Genomic DNA, 19,822 nt, shown 5'->3' with positions numbered 1-19,822 from the left:
GTGACAGCCGATCTCCCGGCCTATGCCGGCCTGTTCGCGGCGGCCCTGCTGGCCGCCACGGTCCTGCCCGCCCAGTCGGAGATCCTGCTGGCGACCCTGCTGGCGCGCGGCGGGCTCGACCCGGTGCTCCTGGTCGCGGCGGCGTCGGCCGGCAACGTGCTGGGCTCGATCCTCAACTGGCTGCTCGGCCGGTTCCTGGTCCATCTGCGGCACCGCCGCTGGTTCCCGCTCAAGCCCGCCGTGTACGACAGGGCCGTCGGATGGTACGGCCGCTACGGCGTCTGGTCGCTGCTGTTCGCCTGGGTGCCCGTCGTGGGCGACCCGCTGACGGTGGTCGCCGGCGCGCTCCGCGTCGATCTCGCGCGCTTCACCGTCCTGGTCGCGATCGGCAAGGTCGGGCGCTACGTCTTCATAGCGCTCTCCACCCTGTGGTGGACCGGCGGCACGGGATGAGCGGTCCCCTGCGGCAACACGGCGCGGATGAATTTCGAAACAAATGCATTCATCGCTGAACCACCGCAAGGGGCGGGTGTTCTTTCCAGGGGTGATCGTGGGCGGGGGCGAAATGGGACTGCGCAACGGCCTGTGGCTGATAGCGGCAGCGGCAGCCGTACCGGGACTGCTGTTGTCGGCGGTCTTGCCGGCTCTCTCTCCCGTGGCCGATCCGGTTCCCGCTCCCCTGACCGTCCTGCCGGTGCCCGTGCCGGGCGGCCAGGTGGACGATGCCGCCCTTCCGGGAGCGATCGTGCCCGGCACCGCCGGTCCCGCCGCACCTCTGCCCGGCGTCGTGTTCGCCTTTCCGCCCCTCACGATCGCCGGGCTGGCCGGGGCCCTGATCTCCGGCCTGCTGGCGGCGGGGGCGGCGCGTCTCGTCCTTCAGAGCGGCCGGGCCGGTTCGCCGGAAAGACGGAGCGGCGCGCGGGGAAGCGGGAGGAAAGGCGACGAGGAGCGGTTGCGCGGCATGGCGGAGGCCCTGCCGCAGATCGTCTGGATCACCGGCCCCGACGGCGAGAACGAGTATTTCAATCGCCGCTGGTTCGAGTATTCCGGCGCTTCCCCGGACGATCCCCAGGCCTGGCGCAGCCATGTCCACCCCGACGACCTCGACGGGCTGCTCGAATCCTGGCGGGCCGCCTACGCCTCCGCCAGCCCGTGGCAGGCGGAATACAGGCTGCGCCGCGCCGACGGCGCCCATTTCTGGCATCTCGGGCGCGCGACGCCGGTGCTGGACCATGCCGGCCGCATCGTCCGCTGGTTCGGCACCGCGACCGACATCGACAGCCAGAAGCGCATCCAGGCGGAACTGGCCAGCACCGCGGCCGAACGCGAGCACCTGCTGCGCCAGAAGGACCTGCTGCTGCGCGAGGTGCATCACCGCGTCCGCAACAATCTCCAGCTGATCTCCAGCCTGCTCAGCCTGCAGAACCGGACCATCACCGACCCGGCGACCCTGCAGCAGTTCACCGAGGCCCGCGGGCGGATCGAGGCCGTGGCGCAGGTCCACGAACAGCTCTACCTGACCGACCGGCCCGACCTGATGGATTTCGCGGCCTTCCTGCAGGGGCTGTGCGCCAATCTCTCCAGGCCGGGGATCCCGGTGGCCTGCATCCGCGACCGACCTATGGAACTGCCCATCGACGAGGCGACGCCCCTGGCGCTGATCGCCAACGAACTGATCGCCAACGCCGTGGAATACGCCTATCCCGACGAGGGCGGCGTCGTGATCTCGGGCGGCCCGGTCCGCGTCATCCTGGACGGCCGCGCTCCAGGCCCGGTCGAACTCCGCGTCGAGGACGACGGCGTCGGGCTTCCCCTGGATTTCGAGCAGGGCCAAGGACGCCTGGGCATCCGTCTGGTCAGGCAGCTGACACGCCAGCTCCGGGGGCAGCTCACGACCGGCCCCGACGGCGACCGGTGCTCCGGCACCTCGGTGAGCATCCGCTTCGACAGCGAGCCGGCGCCTCCGATCGATCTGTGGGGCGACCGCGATATCATCCGGTGAGCCCCTCAGATCGATCGGAGGCGCCGGATAGGCGTTTTGTCATAATTCGTTGGAACAAAGCTCCTCCGCCGTGGTTGCCCCAGGGAAATCTGGAAAAGAACAGCCCGCAGGGGGGCCGAAACCATGGGACAACTCTTCATGGTCGGCGTTGACGGCAGCGACGGCTGCCGGCGCGCCGTCGATTTCGCAGCCGATCAAGCCGCTCGCGCCGGAGCCGACCTGCTTCTCGTCCATGTGATCGAGTGGTCGCGCTACGAGTTCCTGAGCCCGTCCGAGGTCGCCGAAAGGCATCGCCAGCGCGAGCGCGAGCTGGAGGATGCCCAGACCCGCTTGCTCGACCCGCTCCTGGATCGCCTGAAGGCGGCGGGGGCGGAACCGCGGACCGCGATCCGGTTCGGGCACGGCGCCGAGGAGCTGTGCTCCGCCGCCGCCGAAAGCAACGCCTGCCAGGTCTTCATCGGCCGCCGGGGCAGGTCCCGCGTCACGACCCTGCTGTTCGGCGGCGTCGCCGGCGCGCTGGTCCAGATGGCTCCGGTACCGGTGACGGTGGTGCCATGATCGAGCCCCGCTTTTCCCATGCGCTCGTCCCTGCCGTGTTGGCGGCCCTGATGGCCGCCGCCGGCCCCGCGGCGGCGCAGACCACCGCCGACCTCGCCGGCGCGCCGGAAATGGGCATGGATGCCCGCATCAACGCGGCGATCGGGCCGCTCGCCGACGCCTTCGCCGGGATCATCTTCTATTCGGTGCCGGTGATGGGCACCGACCTGCCGCTGATCGTGGTCTGGCTGATCACCGCCGCGCTGTTCTTCACCGTCTATTTCGGCTTCATCAATTTCCGCGGCTTCGGCCATGCGCTCCGGCTGGTCCGGGGCGATTACGAGGACCCGAACGACCGGGGCGAGGTCTCGCACTTCCAGGCGCTGACGGCGGCGCTGTCCGGCACCGTCGGCCTCGGCAACATCGCGGGCGTCGCCATCGCGGTGTCGCTCGGCGGGCCGGGCGCCACCTTCTGGATGATCCTCGCCGGCCTGCTCGGCATGACGTCGAAATTCACGGAATGCACGCTCGGCGTCAAGTACCGCCGCGTCAACGCCGACGGCACCGTCTCCGGCGGTCCGATGTACTACCTGAGCCAGGGGCTCGCCGAGCGCGGCATGGGTGGGCTGGGCCGGTTCCTGGCGGTATTCTTCGCGATCATGTGCGTCGGCGGGTCGCTCGGCGGCGGCAACATGTTCCAGATCAACCAGGCGTTCCAGCAGTTCGTCAACGTGACGGGCGGCGACGCCAGCCCCCTGGCCGGCCGGGGTTGGATCTTCGGCCTGGTCGCCGCCGTCCTGGTCGGCATCGTGATCATCGGCGGCATCCGCAGCATCGTGCGGGTGACGGAGAAAGTCGTGCCCTTCATGTGCGGGCTCTACGTGCTGGCCGGCCTCGTCGTCATCCTGGTCCACTGGGCCGAGATCCCCGCGGCCTTCGGCGCCATCATCACCGGCGCCTTCAGCCCGGAAGGCGTCGCGGGCGGCTTCGTCGGCGTGCTGATCCAGGGCTTCCGGCGGGCCGCCTTCTCCAACGAGGCGGGCATCGGCTCCGCCGCCATCGCCCATTCGGCGGTACGCACCAAGGAGCCGGTGACCGAGGGCTACGTGGCGCTACTGGAGCCGTTCGTGGACACCGTGATCGTCTGCACCGTCACGGCGCTGGTGATCGTGATCACCGGGACCTACGGCACGCCCGGCACCGACGGCGTCAGCCTGACGTCCCAGGCCTTCGGCAGCACCATCGGCTGGTTCCCCTACGTGCTCGCGGTGGCCGTCATCCTGTTCGCCTTCTCGACCATGATCAGCTGGTCCTATTACGGGCTGAAGAGCTGGACCTACCTGTTCGGCGAGACGCGGGCGGCGGATGTCAGCTTCAAGCTGCTGTTCTGCGTCTTCGTGGTGATCGGCTCATCGCTCCAGCTCGGTGCGGTGGTCGATTTCTCCGACGCGATGATCTTCGCCATGTCTCTGCCCAACCTGATCGGGCTGTACCTGCTGGCCCCGGTCGTGCGGCGGGAGCTGGCGAACTACCGCGCCAAGCTGCGCAGCGGCGAGATCCGTGCCCACGGGCACGCTCCGCCCGCCGGCGCCGCGGTGCGGCGCTGATCCGCAGCGGGCGGGATCAGGACGCGATCGGGACGACCCTGGCCGGCGGCTTCGACGCCGCCGGCTCGGGCCACCTGAGAAGTTCCAGCTCGCCCGAGTCGTGCTCGACCAGGGCGGTGCAGTTATCCACCCAGTCGCCGTCGTTGTAATAGAGGATGCCGTCCAGGGCCTTGATCTGCGGGAAATGGATATGCCCGCAGACGACCCCGTCCACGCCGCGCCGGCGGGCTTCCTCGACGACCGCCGTCTCGTAATTGTGGATGAACCTGCCGCGGTGCTTGACCTTGTGCTTCAGGTAGCCCGACAGCGACCAGTATGGATACCCGAGCCGCGACCGGCCCCAGTTGAACCATTGATTCACCAGCTGGGAGGCGGCGTTGGCGTGGGTGCCCAGATGGCCCAGCCAGGGCGCCCGGGCGACGACGCCGTCGAACTGGTCGCCATGGATCACCAGCAGGCGCCGTCCGTCCGCCGTCTCGTGGATCGCGTCCTCGACCACCAGGATGCTGCCGAACTCGTGGTCGATGTAGCCGCGCAGCATGTCGTCGTGGTTGCCGGGCGTCAGGATCACGCGGGTGCCCTTGCGGGCCTTGCGCAGCAGCTTCTGGATCACGTCGTTGTGGCTCTGCGGCCAATAGCGGGCGCGGCGCATCCGCCAGAAATCGATCACGTCGCCGACCAGGTACAGGGTTTCGCACTCGACCGCCTTCAGGAAATCGAGCAGGCGGTCGGCCTGGCACCCGCGGGTGCCGAGATGGATGTCCGAGATCCAGACGGTCCGGTACCGGTGTGTCGATGCGCCGTCCATGCCCTCGCCCCCATCCCCGGCGTCCGCCGATGCTGCGTCGCATCATTGTCTGGCATGGCCGGCGGCGGGGCGCAAGCCGGGATCCGGAAGCGGGGAAAGAGGTTCGCGACTTGCCCCGCCTCTCACGCATTTGTCACCATCGCCGCGAAAGTCCCTTAACGGTAAACGGTCACCATACGGTCCGTCGCAATGACGGGACCGTACATCTTGGACGCCGAAACCCCTTGCCCGGACAGCATGATCGAGTGGTTCCGGCTGGACCGGAGCCCGGACAGCGACGTGCTGGCCATCGTCTTCTCCCATGTGTCCGAGCCGCCGGGACGCTTCTCCTTCTACGCCAGCTTCCGCGACGTCCCGGTCAACAAGCTGTTCGTGAATACTCCCGGCAACGGCTGGTACCGGGACGGCGTGCCCGGACTGGGCAACGACATCGACTCGACGGCCGAAGGCCTGCGGATCATGATGCAGCAGGTCGCCCCCAGGACCGTGGTCTGCATCGGCAATTCCATGGGAGCCTACGCGGCGCTCCTGTTCGGGGAACTGATCAATGCCGACCGGGTGCTGGCGATCGGGCCGGAGACCCTGCTGGACCAGCCCGGCAGCCGCAGCCGGGGCTTTCTGGCCGGACGGCCGCTTTCCCCCTATCCCGACCTGCTGCCGGTCCTGAGCCGGCCCGCAGCCGACCGGCGCACCAGCATCATCATCGGCGAATCGGACCTGTTCGACCTGGACTATGCCCGCCGCGTCGCCCACCTGCCCGGAATACGCCTCCGCTCGCTGCGCGGCGTCGGCCACGAGGTACCGGCGATGCTGCACCGCTTCGGGGTCTGGCGACCGCTGATACGGGATTTCGCGCGCGACGGCAGCCTGCCGGCATTCCTGCCGCTGGAAGGCCGGATCTTCGAGGCGGGCGATGCCGCGGATGCCCTGATCGAGGCACGGCGCCTGCGGCTGGCGGGAGACCGCCGGGCGGCGCGCGGGCGCCTCGGCCACTGCCTTGCCCTCTATCCCGATGCCGACGCCGCCCATGACGAGATCGGCGTCATCGAGCGCGAGGAGGGCGCCTTCGCCAAGGCGGAGGCCGCCCACCGGCTGGCCCTGAGGCTGGCGCCCGACCGCGGGCAATACGGCCTGCATCTGGCCCTGGCGCTGGAAGCGCAGGGCCGCTTCGGCGAAGCCCTGGCCGCGTACGACCAGGCTAGCGCCCTGGAGCCGGGAAACCGCTTCCTGGCTCGAAGCCGGGAGGAGGCACGCCGCCGGCTTCAGGACGGCACGCCCGCGGCCTGGGGAACGCCCGGCTTCTTCAGGCCCTAGAAGGACGATACGCCCGCCACCTCCGCCCCGCCCCGGGTATAGACCTGCATCGCCCGGCAGCTCAGGGCGTCGGCGTCCACGATCAGGTGGCCCGGCTGTCCGGCCAGCCGCATCCATGCCGTGTAGCGGACGATACGGTCGTTCGTGCCGTCCATCTCCCGGGTATAGAAGAGTTCGGTGATCTCCTCGGGCCTGACGCCGGCCCCTTCGACGGCGCCCGCGACGCGGGAATTGCACTGGTGCTGGGCGAGCTGGGCGAGCCGCGCCTCGTAGGCGGGGTTCGTCGCCTCCTGTCGCGGAGCTTCGAACCCGGCGCAGGCGGACAGCGTTCCTGCCGCGATCAGGAGCATGGCGGTTGCTGGCGGCGATGGTTTCATGGGTGGTCTCATGGCGTTCGTTGAGGGAGCTACCGTGGTACGGCTACCTGGACGACGCCCCCAACAGGCAATCCGGTAAGGTGTTTCGGCATCGCCGAATAACAAGCTGCGGCGGCAGCCCGGCCCGAAAGAACGGCATTTACCCCTTATTGACGGGTTTCCCGTCAGGATGGCACCTCGACTGGCGGAGCCGCCCCGTGCTCCGGCCGTTCTTCATGGGAAGCGGGACTTGACCTCTCCTGGATGCTGGCTGCACGGCGCGGCGATCTACCAGATCTATCCGTTGAGCTTTCTCGATACCGACGGCGACGGGTACGGCGACCTGGAAGGGGTGATCCGGCGGCTCGACCATGTCGCCTCGCTGGGCGTGGATGCCGTCTGGCTGTCTCCCTTCCAGCCGTCGCCGCTCGCCGATTTCGGCTACGACATCACCGACCACAAGGGCGTCGATCCGCGCATGGGCACGGTCGACACCTTCGACCGGCTGCTGGCGGAGACCCACCGGCGCGGCCTGAAGCTGATGATCGACCTGGTCTGCGGCCACACCTCCGACCGGCATCCCTGGTTCGAGGAAAGCCGCCGCTCGAAACGGGGCGAGCGGGCGGACTGGTATGTCTGGGCCGATCCGGCGGCCGACGGCACGGCGCCCAACAACTGGCTGTCGGTGTTCGGCGGGCCGGCCTGGACCTGGGAACCCCGGCGCCGGCAGTATTTCCTTCATCACTTCCTGGCGAGCCAGCCGACGCTGAACCTACGGAACGAAGGCGTGATGGCGGCCCTGCTGGACGCCGCCCGCTTCTGGCTGGAGCGCGGGGTCGACGGCTTCCGCCTCGACGCGGTCGATTTCCTGATGCGCGACCCGGCCCTGCGCGCCAACCCGCCGCTGTCGGCCAAGCCGGCGGAGATCCCGGCAAAGCCGTTCGGCATGCAGGCCCATGTCTTCGACGTCGCCCACTTCGACGTCCGGGGCGTGCTGGAGCGGATCCGGGCCGCCGCCGACGGCTTCGGCGACCGCGCGCTGCTGGGCGAACTGTCGAGCCAGCCCGGTGCCGCGCAGCGGATCGACCGCTACACGAAGCCGGGCGGGCTCGATGCCGCCTACACCCTCGACCTGCCCAAGCGGCCCTTCGCCGCCGGGACTTTCCACGCCGCGCTGACGGCGGCCGGACCGGGGAGCGCCACCTGCTGGAGCTTCAGCAACCACGACGTGGAGCGTGCGGCCTCGCGCTGGCGGCCGGCGGGAGCCGACCCCGAACGCTTCGCGGCCCTGCTGGCGCTGCTGTTCTGCTGCCTGCCCGGTACCCTGTGCCTCTACCAGGGGGAGGAGTTGGGGCTGCCCCAGGCCGATCTCGACCGCGAGGATCTGCGCGACCCGTTCGGCATCGCCTTCTGGCCCGAGTTCAAGGGCCGCGACGGTTCCCGCACGCCGATGCCCTGGATCGCGGGCGCCGAACATGCCGGTTTCACCCGCGGCGGGAAGCCCTGGCTGCCGGTCACGGAAGCCCACCGCGCCCTGGCGGCGGACCGCCAGGAGATGCGGCCCGACTCCACCTTGAACGTCTGGCGGCGCTGCCTGGCTCTCCGCCGCCTCCATCCCGAACTCAAGCAAGGCGGGGCAGGGCAGGTGGACGAGGACGGGCCGGTCCTGTCCTTCACGCGCGGCGACCGGCTGGCCGCCGTCTTCAACCTGTCCTGCGGCCGGGCGGACTATGTCCTGCCGGCCGGCCGCTACAGTGCCATCGAAATCCCGCTTCCCGGCCCGGCGGCGCTTCTCGACGGCTCGCCGCAGGACGGGATCAGGGTCGGCCTGCCGCCGCTGGGCGCCTTCCTGGCGCTTCGGGACGGCTGATCACTCCGCCGCCATCGGCGTCGGGGCGGGGTTGCGGAAGGCTTCCAGCAGCGCCGCCTCGTTCGCCTTGGCGTCGGACAGGTGACGGTCCTTGACCGGGCCGAAGCCGCGGATGCGGTCGGGAATGCCGGCGATCTCCACCGCAAGGCCGTGGTTCCCGTAGGTGAGGCCCGACAGAAGCTCGGCGACGGTCTTCTCGTAGTCGGCGATCAACTGCCGCTCCAGCTTCCGCTCGGCGGTCCGGCCGAACGGGTCGAAGCGGGTGCCGCGCAGGCCCTTCATGCGGGCCAGCGCCTGGAAAGCCTTCAGCATCCACGGACCATAGGCCTTCTTCCGGGGCTCGCCGGTGGCGGGGTCGGTCTCCGACAGCATGGGCGGGGCGAGGTGGAACTCCAGCTTGTAGTCGCCCTCGAACTGCTCCCGGAGCTGCTTCAGGAAGGTGCCGTCGGTGTAGAGCCGGGCGACCTCGTACTCGTCCTTGTAGGCCAGTAGCTTGAAGTAGTTGCGGGCGACCGCCTCGGCCAGCCCGGTCCTGCCCCTGGCGCGCTCGGCCTCGACCTGACGCACCCAGTTCACCTGCCTCTCGTAGCGTGCGGCGTAAGCCGCGTCCTGGTAGTCGGTCAGGTAGGCCACCCGGCGCCGGATCACCTCGTCCAGCGTCTCCGACAGCTGGCGGTGCGACGGCTTGTCCGCCTCGGCGTCCCGCTGCGCCGCGGCGGCGGGTGCGGCCGCATCCTTGACCGCCGCCGCGTCCAGGGCGGCGCGGCGGCCCCAGCGGAAGGCCTGCATGTTCATGTCGACCGCGACGCCGTTCAGTTCGATCGCCTGCTCGATCGCGTCCGCCGAGACCGGCACGAAGCCCTTCTGGTAGGCGGCCCCCAGCATGAACAGGTTGGTCGCGATGGAGTCGCCCATCAGCGCGGTTGCCAAGCCGGTGGCGTCCAGGGTGGTCAGCTTGTCCCCCCCGCCGCAGGACTTGGCGATCTCGCCCAGCAGGTCCCGGGCCGGGATCCGGAAATCGGCGTTGCGGGTGAACTCGGCGGTGATCGTCTCGTGTTCGTTGATCACGGCATGGGTGAAGTCCGGGGCCATCTTGGACAAGCAGTCGCCGCTGGCCGCCACCACCAGGTCGCAGCCGATCACCAGCTTCGCCCCGCCGGCCGCGATGCGGACCGCGTGCAGGTCTTCCGGCCGCGGCGCGATGCGGATATGGCTGGTCACGGCGCCGCCCTTCTGCGCCAGGCCCGCCTGGTCCAGGACCGAGCAGCCCTTGCCTTCGATATGGGCCGCCATGCCGAGGATCGCGCCGATGGTCACGACGCCCGTCCCTCCGATGCCGGTGACCAGGATGCCGTAGGGATGGTCCAGGCCGGGGCGGGCCGGCTCGGGAAGCGGCATCTCCGCCGCGGTCTGCTCCACGGCCGCCGGTTTGCCCGCCGCCGCCGGCTTCGGCTTGCGGAGCTGCCCGCCATGGACTGTCACGAAGCTCGGGCAGAAGCCCTTGACGCAGGAGAAGTCCTTGTTGCAGGTGGACTGGTCGATCTGGCGTTTGCGGCCGAACTCGGTCTCGACCGGAACCACCGACAGGCAGTTGGACTTCTTCGAGCAATCGCCGCAGCCCTCGCAGACCTGCTCGTTGATCATCACCCGCTTGGGCGGATCGACCATGATCTTGCGCTTCCGGCGCCGGCGCTTCTCCGCGGCGCAGGTCTGGTCGTAGATCAGGATGCTGGTGCCCTGGACTTCGCGCAATTCGCGCTGCACGCGGTCCAGGTCGTCGCGGTGCTCGACCTTGACGCCGGGGGCCAGCCCGACCGGCCCGGCATATTTCTCCGGCTCGTCGGTCACCACCACGATGCGCCGGGCGCCCTCGGCGGCGAGTTGCTTGCTGATCTGCGGCACCGTCAGCACGCCGTCATGGGCCTGCCCGCCGGTCATGGCGACGGCGTCGTTGAACAGGATCTTGTAGGTGATGTTGACCTTGGCCGCGATGGCGGCCCGGACCGCCAGCAGGCCGGAATGGAAATAGGTCCCGTCGCCCAGGTTGGCGAAGATGTGCTGCTCGTCGGTGAAGGGGGCCTGACCGATCCAGGGCACGCCTTCGCCGCCCATCTGGGTGAAGGTCTCGGTCCGCCGGTCCATCCAGGTCGCCATGTAGTGGCAGCCGATCCCGGCCACCGCGCGGCTGCCCTCGGGCACCACGGTGGAGCTGTTGTGCGGGCAGCCGGAGCAGAAATACGGCTTGCGCTCGACCAGGGCCTTCCTGGCCTTCGCGTTCTCCTGCCGGTCCAGGAACTCGACCCGGCGGCGGATGCCCTCGTGGTCGAAGAATTTCAGCAGGCGGCGGCCGATCACCACGGCGATGCGGGCCAGCGACAGCTCGTTGTAGGAGGGCAGCATCTCGCGCGCCCCCTCGTCGAACTTGCCGACGACCCGCGGGCGCACGTCCGGATGCCAGTTGTAGAGCTGTTCCTTCAGCTGGTTCTCGATCAGCGCCCGCTTTTCCTCGACCACCACGATCTCTTCCAGGCCCTGGGCGAACTGGCGGATGCCCTCGCGCTCCAGCGGCCACGCCATGGCGACCTTGTAGACGGTCAGCCCGATGTCGGCGGCCATCTCCTCGGAGATGTTGAGGTCGTCCAGCGCCTGCCGGACGTCCAGGTAGCTCTTGCCGGTGGTGACCACGCCCAGCCGCGGGCGGGGGGAGGATATCACGGTCCTGTCCAGCCGGTTGGCCCGCGCGAAGGCCAGCGCCGCGTAGAGCTTGTACTTCATCAGCCGCTCTTCCTGTTCGAGCGGCGGATCGGGCCAGCGGATGTTGAGCCCGCCGACCGGCATGTCGAAGTCCGGAACCACGTAGTTGACGCGCAGCGGATCGATCGAGACCGAAGCCGAGCTGTCCACCGTCTCCGCGATGGTCTTGAAGGCGATCCAGCAGCCGGAAAAGCGCGACATCGCCCAGCCCATCAGGCCGAGGTCGAGGAATTCCTGTACGCCCGCGGGGTTCAGCACCGGGATCATCGAGCCGACGAAGGCGTGCTCCGACTGGTGCGGGAACGTCGAGGACTTGCAGGAATGGTCGTCGCCGGCCAGCACCAGGACGCCGCCGTTCCGGGACGTTCCCGCCGCGTTGCCGTGCTTGAACACGTCGCCCGAACGGTCCACGCCCGGCCCCTTGCCGTACCACAGGGAGAAGACGCCGTCGTAGCGGGCACCCGGGAACATGCCGACCTGCTGGCTGCCCCACACGGCCGTGGCGCCCAGCTCCTCGTTCACGCCGGGCTGGAACTGGATATGGTTGGAGGCCAGGAACTTGCGCGCCTTCCACAGCGCCTGGTCGAACCCGCCGAGCGGCGATCCCCGGTAGCCGGAGATGAAGCAGCCCGTGTTCAGTCCCGCGGCGACGTCGCGCTGGCGCTGCATCATGGGCAGCCGGACCAACGCCTGGGTGCCGGTCAGGAACACCCGCCCGCTTTCGAGCGTGTATTTGTCGTCCAGTTTGACTGCCGGGAGCGTCATGTTCCGTTCCTCCTTGGAGAGCGATCCTAAGAACCGTCTTTTTTTTCTTCTTGTGAAAAAGGTAACTCTTACTGTCCTTTTCTGCAATCCATCGGGGATGAGTCCCGTGAAAACGCAACGAATATCCGCAACATCCTGTCGCGCAGACAAAAAATTATATGGGATCGCCGGAGGCGGAGCGATCCGGTCTTCTTTGAAAAAATGACTCTTCCAGCGTGCTGAAGATCCGCGGGTCGGAGCATTGGGCTAAGTTAACCTTGGAAGCGGCCGGCGGCTCGCCCGCATGACGCGCCAGGCGAGCGTCCCGCTACTCGTGCCCGGGCCGACACCGTCGTCCACCCGCACTGTCCTTCGGACCGATACGGTTTTTTCCCGACCGCAACTACGGCTGTCCGGCACGGTACTTGTTAATCAACCATTGAGAACATTCCTGGCGACTGTTTTCTCCTTCGTTTCGTCATCCGCGGGCTTGACCCGCGGATCTCAAGGCACGGAGGCTTCGATGCTTCCCGCGAACGATGGCCGGATCAAGTCCGGCCATGACGAAAAAGGAATGTTTCTGCCCGCGATTAACCCTTTCGCAGAATAAGCGATCTCCGTGCCGGACAGCCGTGGATCGCAACGGACTGTCCCTGGCAAAGCCATCCCCGGTGGCCGATACTCGCCGGAAAGGGGAGAGTGCATGGACAAGGCCTCGAGCGGTTGGATCAACGGTTTCATCGGGATGCTGATCTTCAGCGGATCGCTCCCTGCGACGCGGGTCGCCGTGGTGGAGTTCGACCCGGTCTTCCTGACCGTCGCCCGGGCGGCCATCGCCGGAATCCTGGCGGCCGCACTCCTGGCCGCGTTCCGGCAGAAACGCCCGGACCGGGGCGATCTCGCCTCCCTGGCCGTCGTGGCCTTGGGCGTCGTCGTCGGATTCCCGCTGCTCACGGCCTTGGCGCTGGAGCGCATCACCTCCGCCCAGTCCATCGTCTTCATCGGCCTCCTGCCGCTGGCGACGGCGACCTTCGGCGTCCTGCGCGGCGGCGAGCGGCCGCGTCCGGCCTTCTGGGTCTTTTCCGGCCTCGGCAGCGCGCTCGTCGCCGGGTATGCGCTGGTTCAGGGCCGTGGCGGATCGGTCGCCGGAGACATGCTGATGCTCGCGGCCATCATCGTTTGCGGCCTGGGCTATGCCGAGGGCGGCAGGCTGTCCCGGAAGCTCGGCGGCTGGCAGGTGATCTCCTGGGCGCTGGTGCTGTCCATGCCGGTCATGGTCCCGGCGAGCCTGTACGGCATGCCGTCGTCGTGGGCGGGCATCGGCCACGCGGCATGGCTGGGCCTCGCCTATGTGTCGCTGTTCAGCATGCTGATCGGCTTCGTCTTCTGGTATCGCGGCCTGTCCCAGGGCGGAATCGCCGCCGTCGGGCAGCTGCAGCTTCTCCAGCCCTTCTTCGGGCTGACCCTGGCCGCGACCCTGCTGGGCGAGGCGGTCGGCTGGCCGATGGTCGCGGTCACCGTGGCCGTGGTGCTCTGCGTCGCCGGGGCGAAGCGTTTCGCCTCCTGAGGAAGGACCGTTTTCGAAACCGCCGGGTCTGTCCTATAACCGCCCCATGAGACCGCAGAAGCCCCTGCCCACGGACCCGCCCACCCCCGGGGAGGTCGCCCGCCAGACCGCGCGGTTCCGGGCGCTGATCGCCAAGCCGACCCGCGAGCGGCTCCGCAGCCTCGTGGCGGCCTGCCATCGCCAGTTGGAACAGACGGTGGAGGCGCATCCGCCGCGCCAGACGGTCGCCTGCCGCATGGGCTGCGACCATTGCTGCCACCTCTATGTCTCCGCGACGGCGCCGGAACTGCTGGCCATCGCCGAGCATGTCGCGGCATGGCCGCCGGAACGCCGCGACGCGCTGCGGTCCCGGCTGGCGGACGCCTTGCCCGCGACCCGCGGGCTGTCTCCCGTCGAGCGGGTCGGGCTCGGCCTCCCCTGTCCCATGCTGGAAGGCGGCCTGTGCGGCATCTACCCGGTCCGGCCGCTGGGCTGCCGGGCCTACGCGTCGTTCGATGCCGCGGCCTGCGAGCGGTCGACGCGGGAGCGGGACGCTCGCGCGCAAATCCCAGTTCCGAAGATCAACATGCGGTCGCGCCGGCTGCTGTCGCACTGCCTGCGCGCGGCGCTCGCCGATCGGGGACTGGACGGGAACTCCTACGAGTTGATCGAGGGTCTGTCCCGCGTGCTGGAGACCCCCGATGCCGACGCCCGCTGGGCGGCGGGCGAGGGAGTCCTGGCCGGGGTGCGCACGGACAGCTGAGCCGCGTCGCCTGACGCTTAGAGCACCGGCAGGTCGAGCACCAGCCGGGCACCCTCCTTCTTCCGCCACGCTTCCCCGTCCCAGGCCAGCCTGCCGCCGAGCTGGGCCGCCAGGACGTCCATGATCTGCAGGCCGGTGCCGACCCGCGACGCCTTCACCCGGTCGAACCCCGGCCCGTCGTCGCTCAGCGTCAGCCGGGCGCCGTCCGGCGCCGTCCGGTCCAGCCGGAGGGCGATCCTGCCGCCCCCCTCCGGACCGCTCCCGGAGAAGGCGTGCTGGAGGCTGTTGACGATGAATTCATTGATCAGCAGCCCCAGGGGCACCGTGGTGTCCACCCCGGCGTCGGCGTCGTCGGCCGCGAAGTCCAGCGTCACGTCCTCCGCCCGGACGCCGTGGAACGCCAGCAGGCTTTCGCACAGGGTCCGCAGATAGCGCGGCAGGCCGATCCGCTCGACGCTGCCCGCCTCGAACAGGCTGTCATGGACGACCCGCAGGGTTTCCACCCGGCTGCCGATGATGCGAAGCTGGCTCTCCACCTCGCCGGCGCCGACGCGGCGGATCTGCATGTTGAGCAGGCTGGTGATGATCTGAAGGTTGTTCTTGACCCGGTGCTGCAGCTCCCTCAACAGGACCGCGCGCTCCTCCGCCAGCCGGGACAACGCTTCGTTGGAAGAGCGCCGCTCGATCGCGGCGGCCAGGATGTTGGCGTAGCTCTGCAGGAAGTCCACGTCCTCCTGGTTGAAGTTGCGCCTTTCGTCGCTGTCCACTTCCAGCACGCCGAAGGGGTCGCCCCGGCCCTGGATGATCACGTTGATCAGGCTCCGGATGCCGTGCTCGCGCAGGAACTGCGGGACGTCGAACCGCGTCTCGGTCTCGATGTCGTCGGCGATCACGGGCGTGCCGGTCGCCAGCGTATAGCCGCCGGAAGAGCGGCTTCCGGCATCCACCACCAGGACACCCTCGAGCCCGGGCTGCCACCCGACCGCGGCGCGCATCAGCAGCCGGTCGCCGCCGGGAAGCCGCTCCATTACCTTGGCCCGCCCGACACCCAGCCCCTGGGCGGCCAGCACGACCGCCTCGTGCAGCAGGGCATCCAGATCGTCCACCAGCAGCGCCTGCCGGCCGAACTCGGCCAGGGCGCTCTGACGGCGGATCCATCGTTCGTGATCAAAGCTATTGTCGCTCATGGGGTGACAACACATCAGAATGGCTGTCGGCGTCGAACCCCCAAAAGGAGAACCTGCAGTGGCATCGGTCGCTGTCCGTCAATACAGTTTCTCCAGCAACTCGCCGTAGCGCTTGCGGATCTCGTGGCGCCGGATCTTGAGGGTGGGCGTGAGCTGCGCATTCTCCACGCTGAACGGCTCCGGGACGATCACGAACTTGCGGATGCGTTCGATGCCGGACAGGCCGCGATTGACCCGTTCCACCGCCTCGCCGATATGCTTCCGGAAATCGGCGTCCTCCGCCAGTTCCGCCGGTTCGGCCCGCTTGCCGTGGCGCTCGGCCCAGTCGCGCGCCAGCTGGAGGTCGGGAACGATCAGGGCCGCCAGGAACGGCTTGCCGTCCCCCGCCACCATGACCTGGCCGATGCAGGGCTCCAGCGTCAGCAGGTTCTCGACCCGCTGGGGCGCCACGTTGTCGCCGCCGCTGGTCACGATCAGGTCCTTCTTGCGGTCGGTCAGGACCAGCGAGCCGTCGGGCGCCAGGTGGCCGATGTCGCCGGTGTGAAGGCAGCCGTCCACGATCGTGCGGTCGGTCGCGTCCCGGTCGCCCCAATAGCCTTTCATCACCATGGGTCCGCGCGCCAGGATCTCGCCGTCCCCGGCGATCCTGACCTCCACGTCGGGCATCGGCGGGCCGACGGTGTCGTGGCGGATGCGGCTGGGCCGGTTGCAGGCGATCAGCGGCGACGCCTCGGTCTGCCCGTAGCCCTGGAGGATGCGGATGCCGAGCGACTGGAAGAACAGCGCCGTCTCCGGCGCCAGCGCCGCCCCGCCCGAGATGAAGGCTTTCAGCCGTCCGCCGAACCGTTCGCGGATGCGGGCGCGCACCAGCCGGTCCAGCACGAAATCCTGCGCCGCGTCCAGCGGCCCCAGGCGCCCGTCCCGGCGGTACCGCCGGGCGCCCAGCTCCAGCGTCCTGCGGAACAGGGCGAGGCGCACGCCGCCGGCCCGCTCGACCTCCCGGCGGATGCGCGTCTCCAGGACTTCGTAGAGGCGCGGGACGGCGGTCATGATGGTCGGCCTGACCTCCCCCAGGTTGCCGGCCAGCTTCTCGACCGATTCCGCGTAGGCGATCCGGGCTCCCAGGGTCAGGGCGAACATCTGGCCGCAGGTATGCTCGTAGGCGTGGGCGAGGGGAAGGAAGGACAGGAAGGTCTCCTCCCCCAGCCCGACATCCTCGACCAGGGTATAGGCCGACTTGCAGTTGGACAGGATGTTGCCGTGGGTCAGCATGACGCCCTTGGGCGTCCCGCCGGTGCCCGAGGTGTAGATGATGCAGGCCACGTCGTCGCGCCCGGCCGGCACGTCCTCCGGATCCGGCTCCCCGTCCCGGGGCTCGCCCCGCCTCAGCAGCTCCGCCCAGCCCAGGGCTTCGGGCGCGCCGTCGGGCATGCCCGGCATGTCCCCGTCGAAGCAGACCAACGCCCGCATGCCGCGCACCTGGAGGACGGCGGGCAGCACCTTGCGCATCAGCGCCGGGGTGGAGACCAGCACGACCCGGGCGCCGCTGTCGGTCAGCGTATGGAGATGGTCGGACGCCGTGCTGGTGGTGTAGGCCGGGACCGTGACGGCGCCCAGCGACATGATCGCGAAGTCGGCGACCAGCCATTCCGGCCGGTTCTCCGCGACGATGGCGACCCGGTCGCCGCGTCCTACGCCCAGGCTTCGCAGGCCCGCAGCCGCGCGCCGGATGTCGCGCGCGACCTCCTCCCAGTTCTGCCGGCGCCATTCGCCGGCCTGCTTGGAGATCAGCAGCGGCCGGCCGCCCTGGCGCAGCACCTGGTCGAAGAACATGCCGGGCAGGCTCGACCAGCGGTCATAGGTGTCGCGATCGGTGGTGGCGCGGTCGGTCCGCGTCGGGTGATCGGGGCGCGTGCTGTTCATGTCTGCCTTCCGTGTAGGTGAGGTCCATTCCGGAGTGGGCCTTTAGGCCGTGATGCTGGCGGCGTGAAGGAGCATGGGCACCGTTTACGGCCCGATATATAGAACGGGACGGCAGCTTGGACGGGTTCAATCGCCTGCCTATATCCCTGGCAGCGCAACAGGAGGATACCGATGAGCCAGACAGCGACCGCAGAGCCGTTCGACAATCCCGAACCGGGAATGCCCGACCTCGGCGAGCTGCCGACCTGGGATCTGGGCGACCTCTACCCGGGGCAGGACTCCGACGCGCTCAAGGCCGACCTGGACCGGATGGAAAAGGCGTCGAAGGACTTCTACAGGAGCTACAACGGCAAGCTGGCGGACCTCGGCGGCGACCAGCTCGGCAGCGCCGTGGCCCAGTACGAGGAGATCGACGAGACCCTGTCGCGCATCATGAGCTATGCGCACCTGGTCTATGCCGGCGACATGAACGACCCGAACGTGGGCAAGTTCTTCCAGGGCATCCAGGAGCGGGTCAACGGCATCTCGACCCACCTGCTGTTCTTCACCCTGGAGCTCAACCGGCTCGACGACTCGGCGCTGGCCGCCAAGATGAAGTCGCCGGAACTGGCGAAGTACGCGCCCTGGCTGCGCGACATCCGCGTGTTCCGCCCGCACCAGCTTTCGGACGAGCTGGAGCGCCTGCTCCACGAGAAATACGTGGTCGGCCGCGCCGCCTGGAACCGCCTGTTCGACGAGACGATCGCCGGGCTGCGCTTCACCATCGACGGCCGGGAAATGACCTGCACCGAGGCGCTGAACCGCCTGACCGACCGCTCGGCCGAGCGCCGGCGCGAGGCGGCGGTGGAGATCGGCCGGGTGCTCGACGCCAATGTCCGCACCTTCGCGCTGATCACCAACACGCTGGCCAAGGACAAGGAGATCGAGGACAAGTGGCGCAACTATCCGCGCCCGACCTCGTCCCGCAACAAGTCCAACCATGTCGAGGACGAGGTGGTGGACGCGCTGGTGACCGCCGTCAAGGGTGCCTACCCGGACCTGTCGCACCGCTATTACGCGCTCAAGGCCAAGTGGTTCGGCGGCGACACGCTGGACTACTGGGACCGCAACGCGCCGTTGCCGGACGACGTGGACCGGCTGATCCCGTGGACCGAGGCGCGCGGCATCGTGCTGGACGCCTATGGCCGCTTCTCGCCGGAGCTGGCCGCCGTAGGCCGCCGCTTCTTCGACAATGCCTGGATCGACGCGCCGGTCCGGCCGGGCAAGGCGCCGGGCGCCTTCGCGCACCCGACGGTGCCGAGCGTCCACCCTTACCTGCTGGTCAACTACCAGGGCAAGACCCGCGACGTGATGACCCTGGCCCACGAGCTGGGGCACGGCGTCCACCAGGTGCTGGCCGGCCGCCAGGGCCACCTGATGGCCGACACGCCGCTGACCCTGGCGGAGACCGCGTCGGTGTTCGGCGAGATGCTGACCTTCCGCTCGCTGCTCGACGCGGAGACGGATCCGGCCGCCAAGAAGATCATGCTGGCCTCCAAAGTGGAGGACATGCTGAACACGGTGGTCCGCCAGATCGCCTTCTTCGATTTCGAGCAGCGGCTCCACACCGAGAGGCGCGAGGGCGAGCTGACGGCGGAGCGGATCGGGGAGATCTGGATGGACGTGCAGGCGGAGAGCCTCGGCCCGGCGCTTCGCTTCGACCAGGGATACCGGACCTACTGGGCCTATATCCCGCATTTCATCCATTCGCCCTTCTACGTCTACGCCTATGCCTTCGGCGACTGCCTGGTCAACTCGCTCTACGCGGTCTACCAGGACGCGGCGGACGGCTTCGCCGAGCGGTACCTGAAGATGCTGTCGGCCGGCGGCACGCTGCGCCACCAGGAACTGCTGGCCCCGTTCGGCCTCAACGCCTCCGATCCCGCCTTCTGGGACAAGGGCCTGGGCGTGATCCGCGGCTTCATCGACGAGCTGGAGCGGCAGGACCGCTGACGCCCCTTCTCCGGTTCCCGGCGGTGGGGGCGGCATGGCCGCCGCCCCCGCCGCCGGGACCGATCATCAATTCCATCAGGTCCCGCTCGCTGCCGGGCTTCTCCTCCAGCAGCCGGGCATGCCGCCGGTTGAGGGCGTCGAGGCCGGTGCGGCCGTACCATTCCTTCTGAAGGTCACGCCGTTTCCGCAAGGCTTCGATGCGCGCCTTGTGCAGCCGCTTCGTCTCCCGCTGCTTCGCCGGGTCCGGATGGAGGCTCTGGCGGAAGGGGCGTGCCAGTTCGGCCTGCGATGGGCGCCGCGACATGGTGGGCGGAAGTCCCAGGGCCGCCATTTCCTCCGGCCGGTACCCGTGGGACCGGGGCGCAGCGGGCTGGGGAAGGCCATTTCCCGGTCCGGCCGCCCCTCGCGGTTGCGAAGGT

15 protein-coding genes are annotated in these 19,822 nt (G+C 69.1%); 9 read left to right on the top strand and 6 right to left on the bottom strand.

The window, feature by feature from the left end; all coding sequences use genetic code 11:
* From IGS68_RS20535 to IGS68_RS20520, 4 genes are all read left to right on the top strand, one after another.
* Positions 1-453: a YqaA family protein gene (locus IGS68_RS20535; protein ID WP_201073252.1), complete on the top strand. Its 453-nt coding sequence runs from the start codon at positions 1-3 to the stop codon at positions 451-453.
* Positions 454-496: 43 nt separating this feature from the next.
* Complete coding sequence (locus IGS68_RS20530; protein ID WP_201073250.1) at positions 497-2,002, top strand: sensor histidine kinase; 1,506 nt, start codon at positions 497-499, stop codon at positions 2,000-2,002.
* A gap of 123 nt (positions 2,003-2,125) precedes the next feature.
* Entirely contained in the window at positions 2,126-2,560 is a 435-nt protein-coding gene (locus tag IGS68_RS20525) for a universal stress protein (RefSeq protein WP_201073246.1), read from the top strand.
* A complete protein-coding gene (locus IGS68_RS20520; RefSeq protein ID WP_247881000.1) occupies positions 2,557-4,146 on the top strand; it encodes an alanine/glycine:cation symporter family protein in 1,590 nt (529 codons plus the stop codon). The genes IGS68_RS20525 and IGS68_RS20520 overlap by 4 nt, the downstream gene beginning before the upstream one ends.
* Before the next feature lie 16 nt (positions 4,147-4,162).
* Here IGS68_RS20520 and IGS68_RS20515 read toward each other — a convergent pair whose 3' ends face one another.
* The gene (locus tag IGS68_RS20515; RefSeq protein WP_201073244.1) at positions 4,163-4,954 is read right to left on the bottom strand and encodes a UDP-2,3-diacylglucosamine diphosphatase; all 792 of its coding nucleotides are present in this window, start codon (positions 4,952-4,954) and stop codon (positions 4,163-4,165) included.
* 207 nt (positions 4,955-5,161) lie between these two features.
* On the opposite strand from IGS68_RS20515, the gene IGS68_RS20510 reads away from it, so the two are divergent.
* Complete coding sequence (locus IGS68_RS20510; protein WP_201073236.1) at positions 5,162-6,268, top strand: alpha/beta fold hydrolase; 1,107 nt, start codon at positions 5,162-5,164, stop codon at positions 6,266-6,268.
* Here the strand turns inward: IGS68_RS20510 and IGS68_RS20505 are convergent.
* On the bottom strand, positions 6,265-6,645 hold the full coding sequence (locus tag IGS68_RS20505; protein ID WP_201073234.1) for a hypothetical protein: 381 nt from the start codon (positions 6,643-6,645) through the stop codon (positions 6,265-6,267). The two genes, IGS68_RS20510 and IGS68_RS20505, sit on opposite strands and share 4 nt — an antisense overlap.
* 229 nt (positions 6,646-6,874) lie before the next feature.
* On the opposite strand from IGS68_RS20505, the gene IGS68_RS20500 reads away from it, so the two are divergent.
* Positions 6,875-8,494, top strand: coding sequence for an alpha-amylase family glycosyl hydrolase (locus tag IGS68_RS20500; RefSeq protein WP_247880999.1), 1,620 nt, complete (start codon positions 6,875-6,877; stop codon positions 8,492-8,494).
* Here the strand turns inward: IGS68_RS20500 and IGS68_RS20495 are convergent, their stop codons facing one another.
* Positions 8,495-12,013: an indolepyruvate ferredoxin oxidoreductase family protein gene (locus IGS68_RS20495; protein WP_201073223.1), complete on the bottom strand. Its 3,519-nt coding sequence runs from the start codon at positions 12,011-12,013 to the stop codon at positions 8,495-8,497. It abuts the gene before it with no gap.
* Between the two features lie 682 nt (positions 12,014-12,695).
* Between IGS68_RS20495 and IGS68_RS20490 the strand changes: the two genes are divergently transcribed.
* Together IGS68_RS20490 and IGS68_RS20485 are read left to right on the top strand one after the other, a co-directional pair.
* Entirely contained in the window at positions 12,696-13,559 is an 864-nt protein-coding gene (locus tag IGS68_RS20490; RefSeq protein ID WP_201073221.1) for a DMT family transporter, read from the top strand.
* A gap of 46 nt (positions 13,560-13,605) precedes the next feature.
* Complete coding sequence (locus tag IGS68_RS20485) at positions 13,606-14,301, top strand: YkgJ family cysteine cluster protein (RefSeq protein ID WP_201073219.1); 696 nt, start codon at positions 13,606-13,608, stop codon at positions 14,299-14,301.
* A gap of 17 nt (positions 14,302-14,318) precedes the next feature.
* On the opposite strand, the gene IGS68_RS20480 is transcribed toward IGS68_RS20485, so the two are convergent.
* Both IGS68_RS20480 and IGS68_RS20475 read right to left on the bottom strand, forming a co-directional pair.
* Complete coding sequence (locus tag IGS68_RS20480; protein ID WP_201073217.1) at positions 14,319-15,488, bottom strand: sensor histidine kinase; 1,170 nt, start codon at positions 15,486-15,488, stop codon at positions 14,319-14,321.
* 78 nt (positions 15,489-15,566) lie between these two features.
* On the bottom strand, positions 15,567-17,411 hold the full coding sequence (locus tag IGS68_RS20475) for an AMP-dependent synthetase/ligase (protein ID WP_201073208.1): 1,845 nt from the start codon (positions 17,409-17,411) through the stop codon (positions 15,567-15,569).
* A 171-nt stretch (positions 17,412-17,582) separates the two neighbouring features.
* Here IGS68_RS20475 and IGS68_RS20470 point away from each other — a divergent pair, with 171 nt between their 5' ends.
* The gene (locus tag IGS68_RS20470; RefSeq protein ID WP_201073206.1) at positions 17,583-19,403 is read left to right on the top strand and encodes a M3 family oligoendopeptidase; all 1,821 of its coding nucleotides are present in this window, start codon (positions 17,583-17,585) and stop codon (positions 19,401-19,403) included.
* Here IGS68_RS20470 and IGS68_RS20465 read toward each other — a convergent pair.
* Positions 19,372-19,734 (bottom strand): hypothetical protein, encoded by a 363-nt coding sequence (locus IGS68_RS20465; protein WP_201073204.1) that lies wholly within the window; start codon positions 19,732-19,734, stop codon positions 19,372-19,374. The genes IGS68_RS20470 and IGS68_RS20465 overlap by 32 nt on opposite strands.
* Between the last annotated feature and the right edge of the window lie 88 nt (positions 19,735-19,822).

Origin of the sequence: Skermanella sp. TT6, assembly GCF_016653635.2 — a bacterium.
Classification (GTDB): Bacteria; Pseudomonadota; Alphaproteobacteria; order Azospirillales; family Azospirillaceae; genus Skermanella; species Skermanella cutis.
The sequence above is the reverse complement of the archived record's forward strand: the minus strand, read 5'-3'. Positions and strand labels throughout refer to the sequence as shown.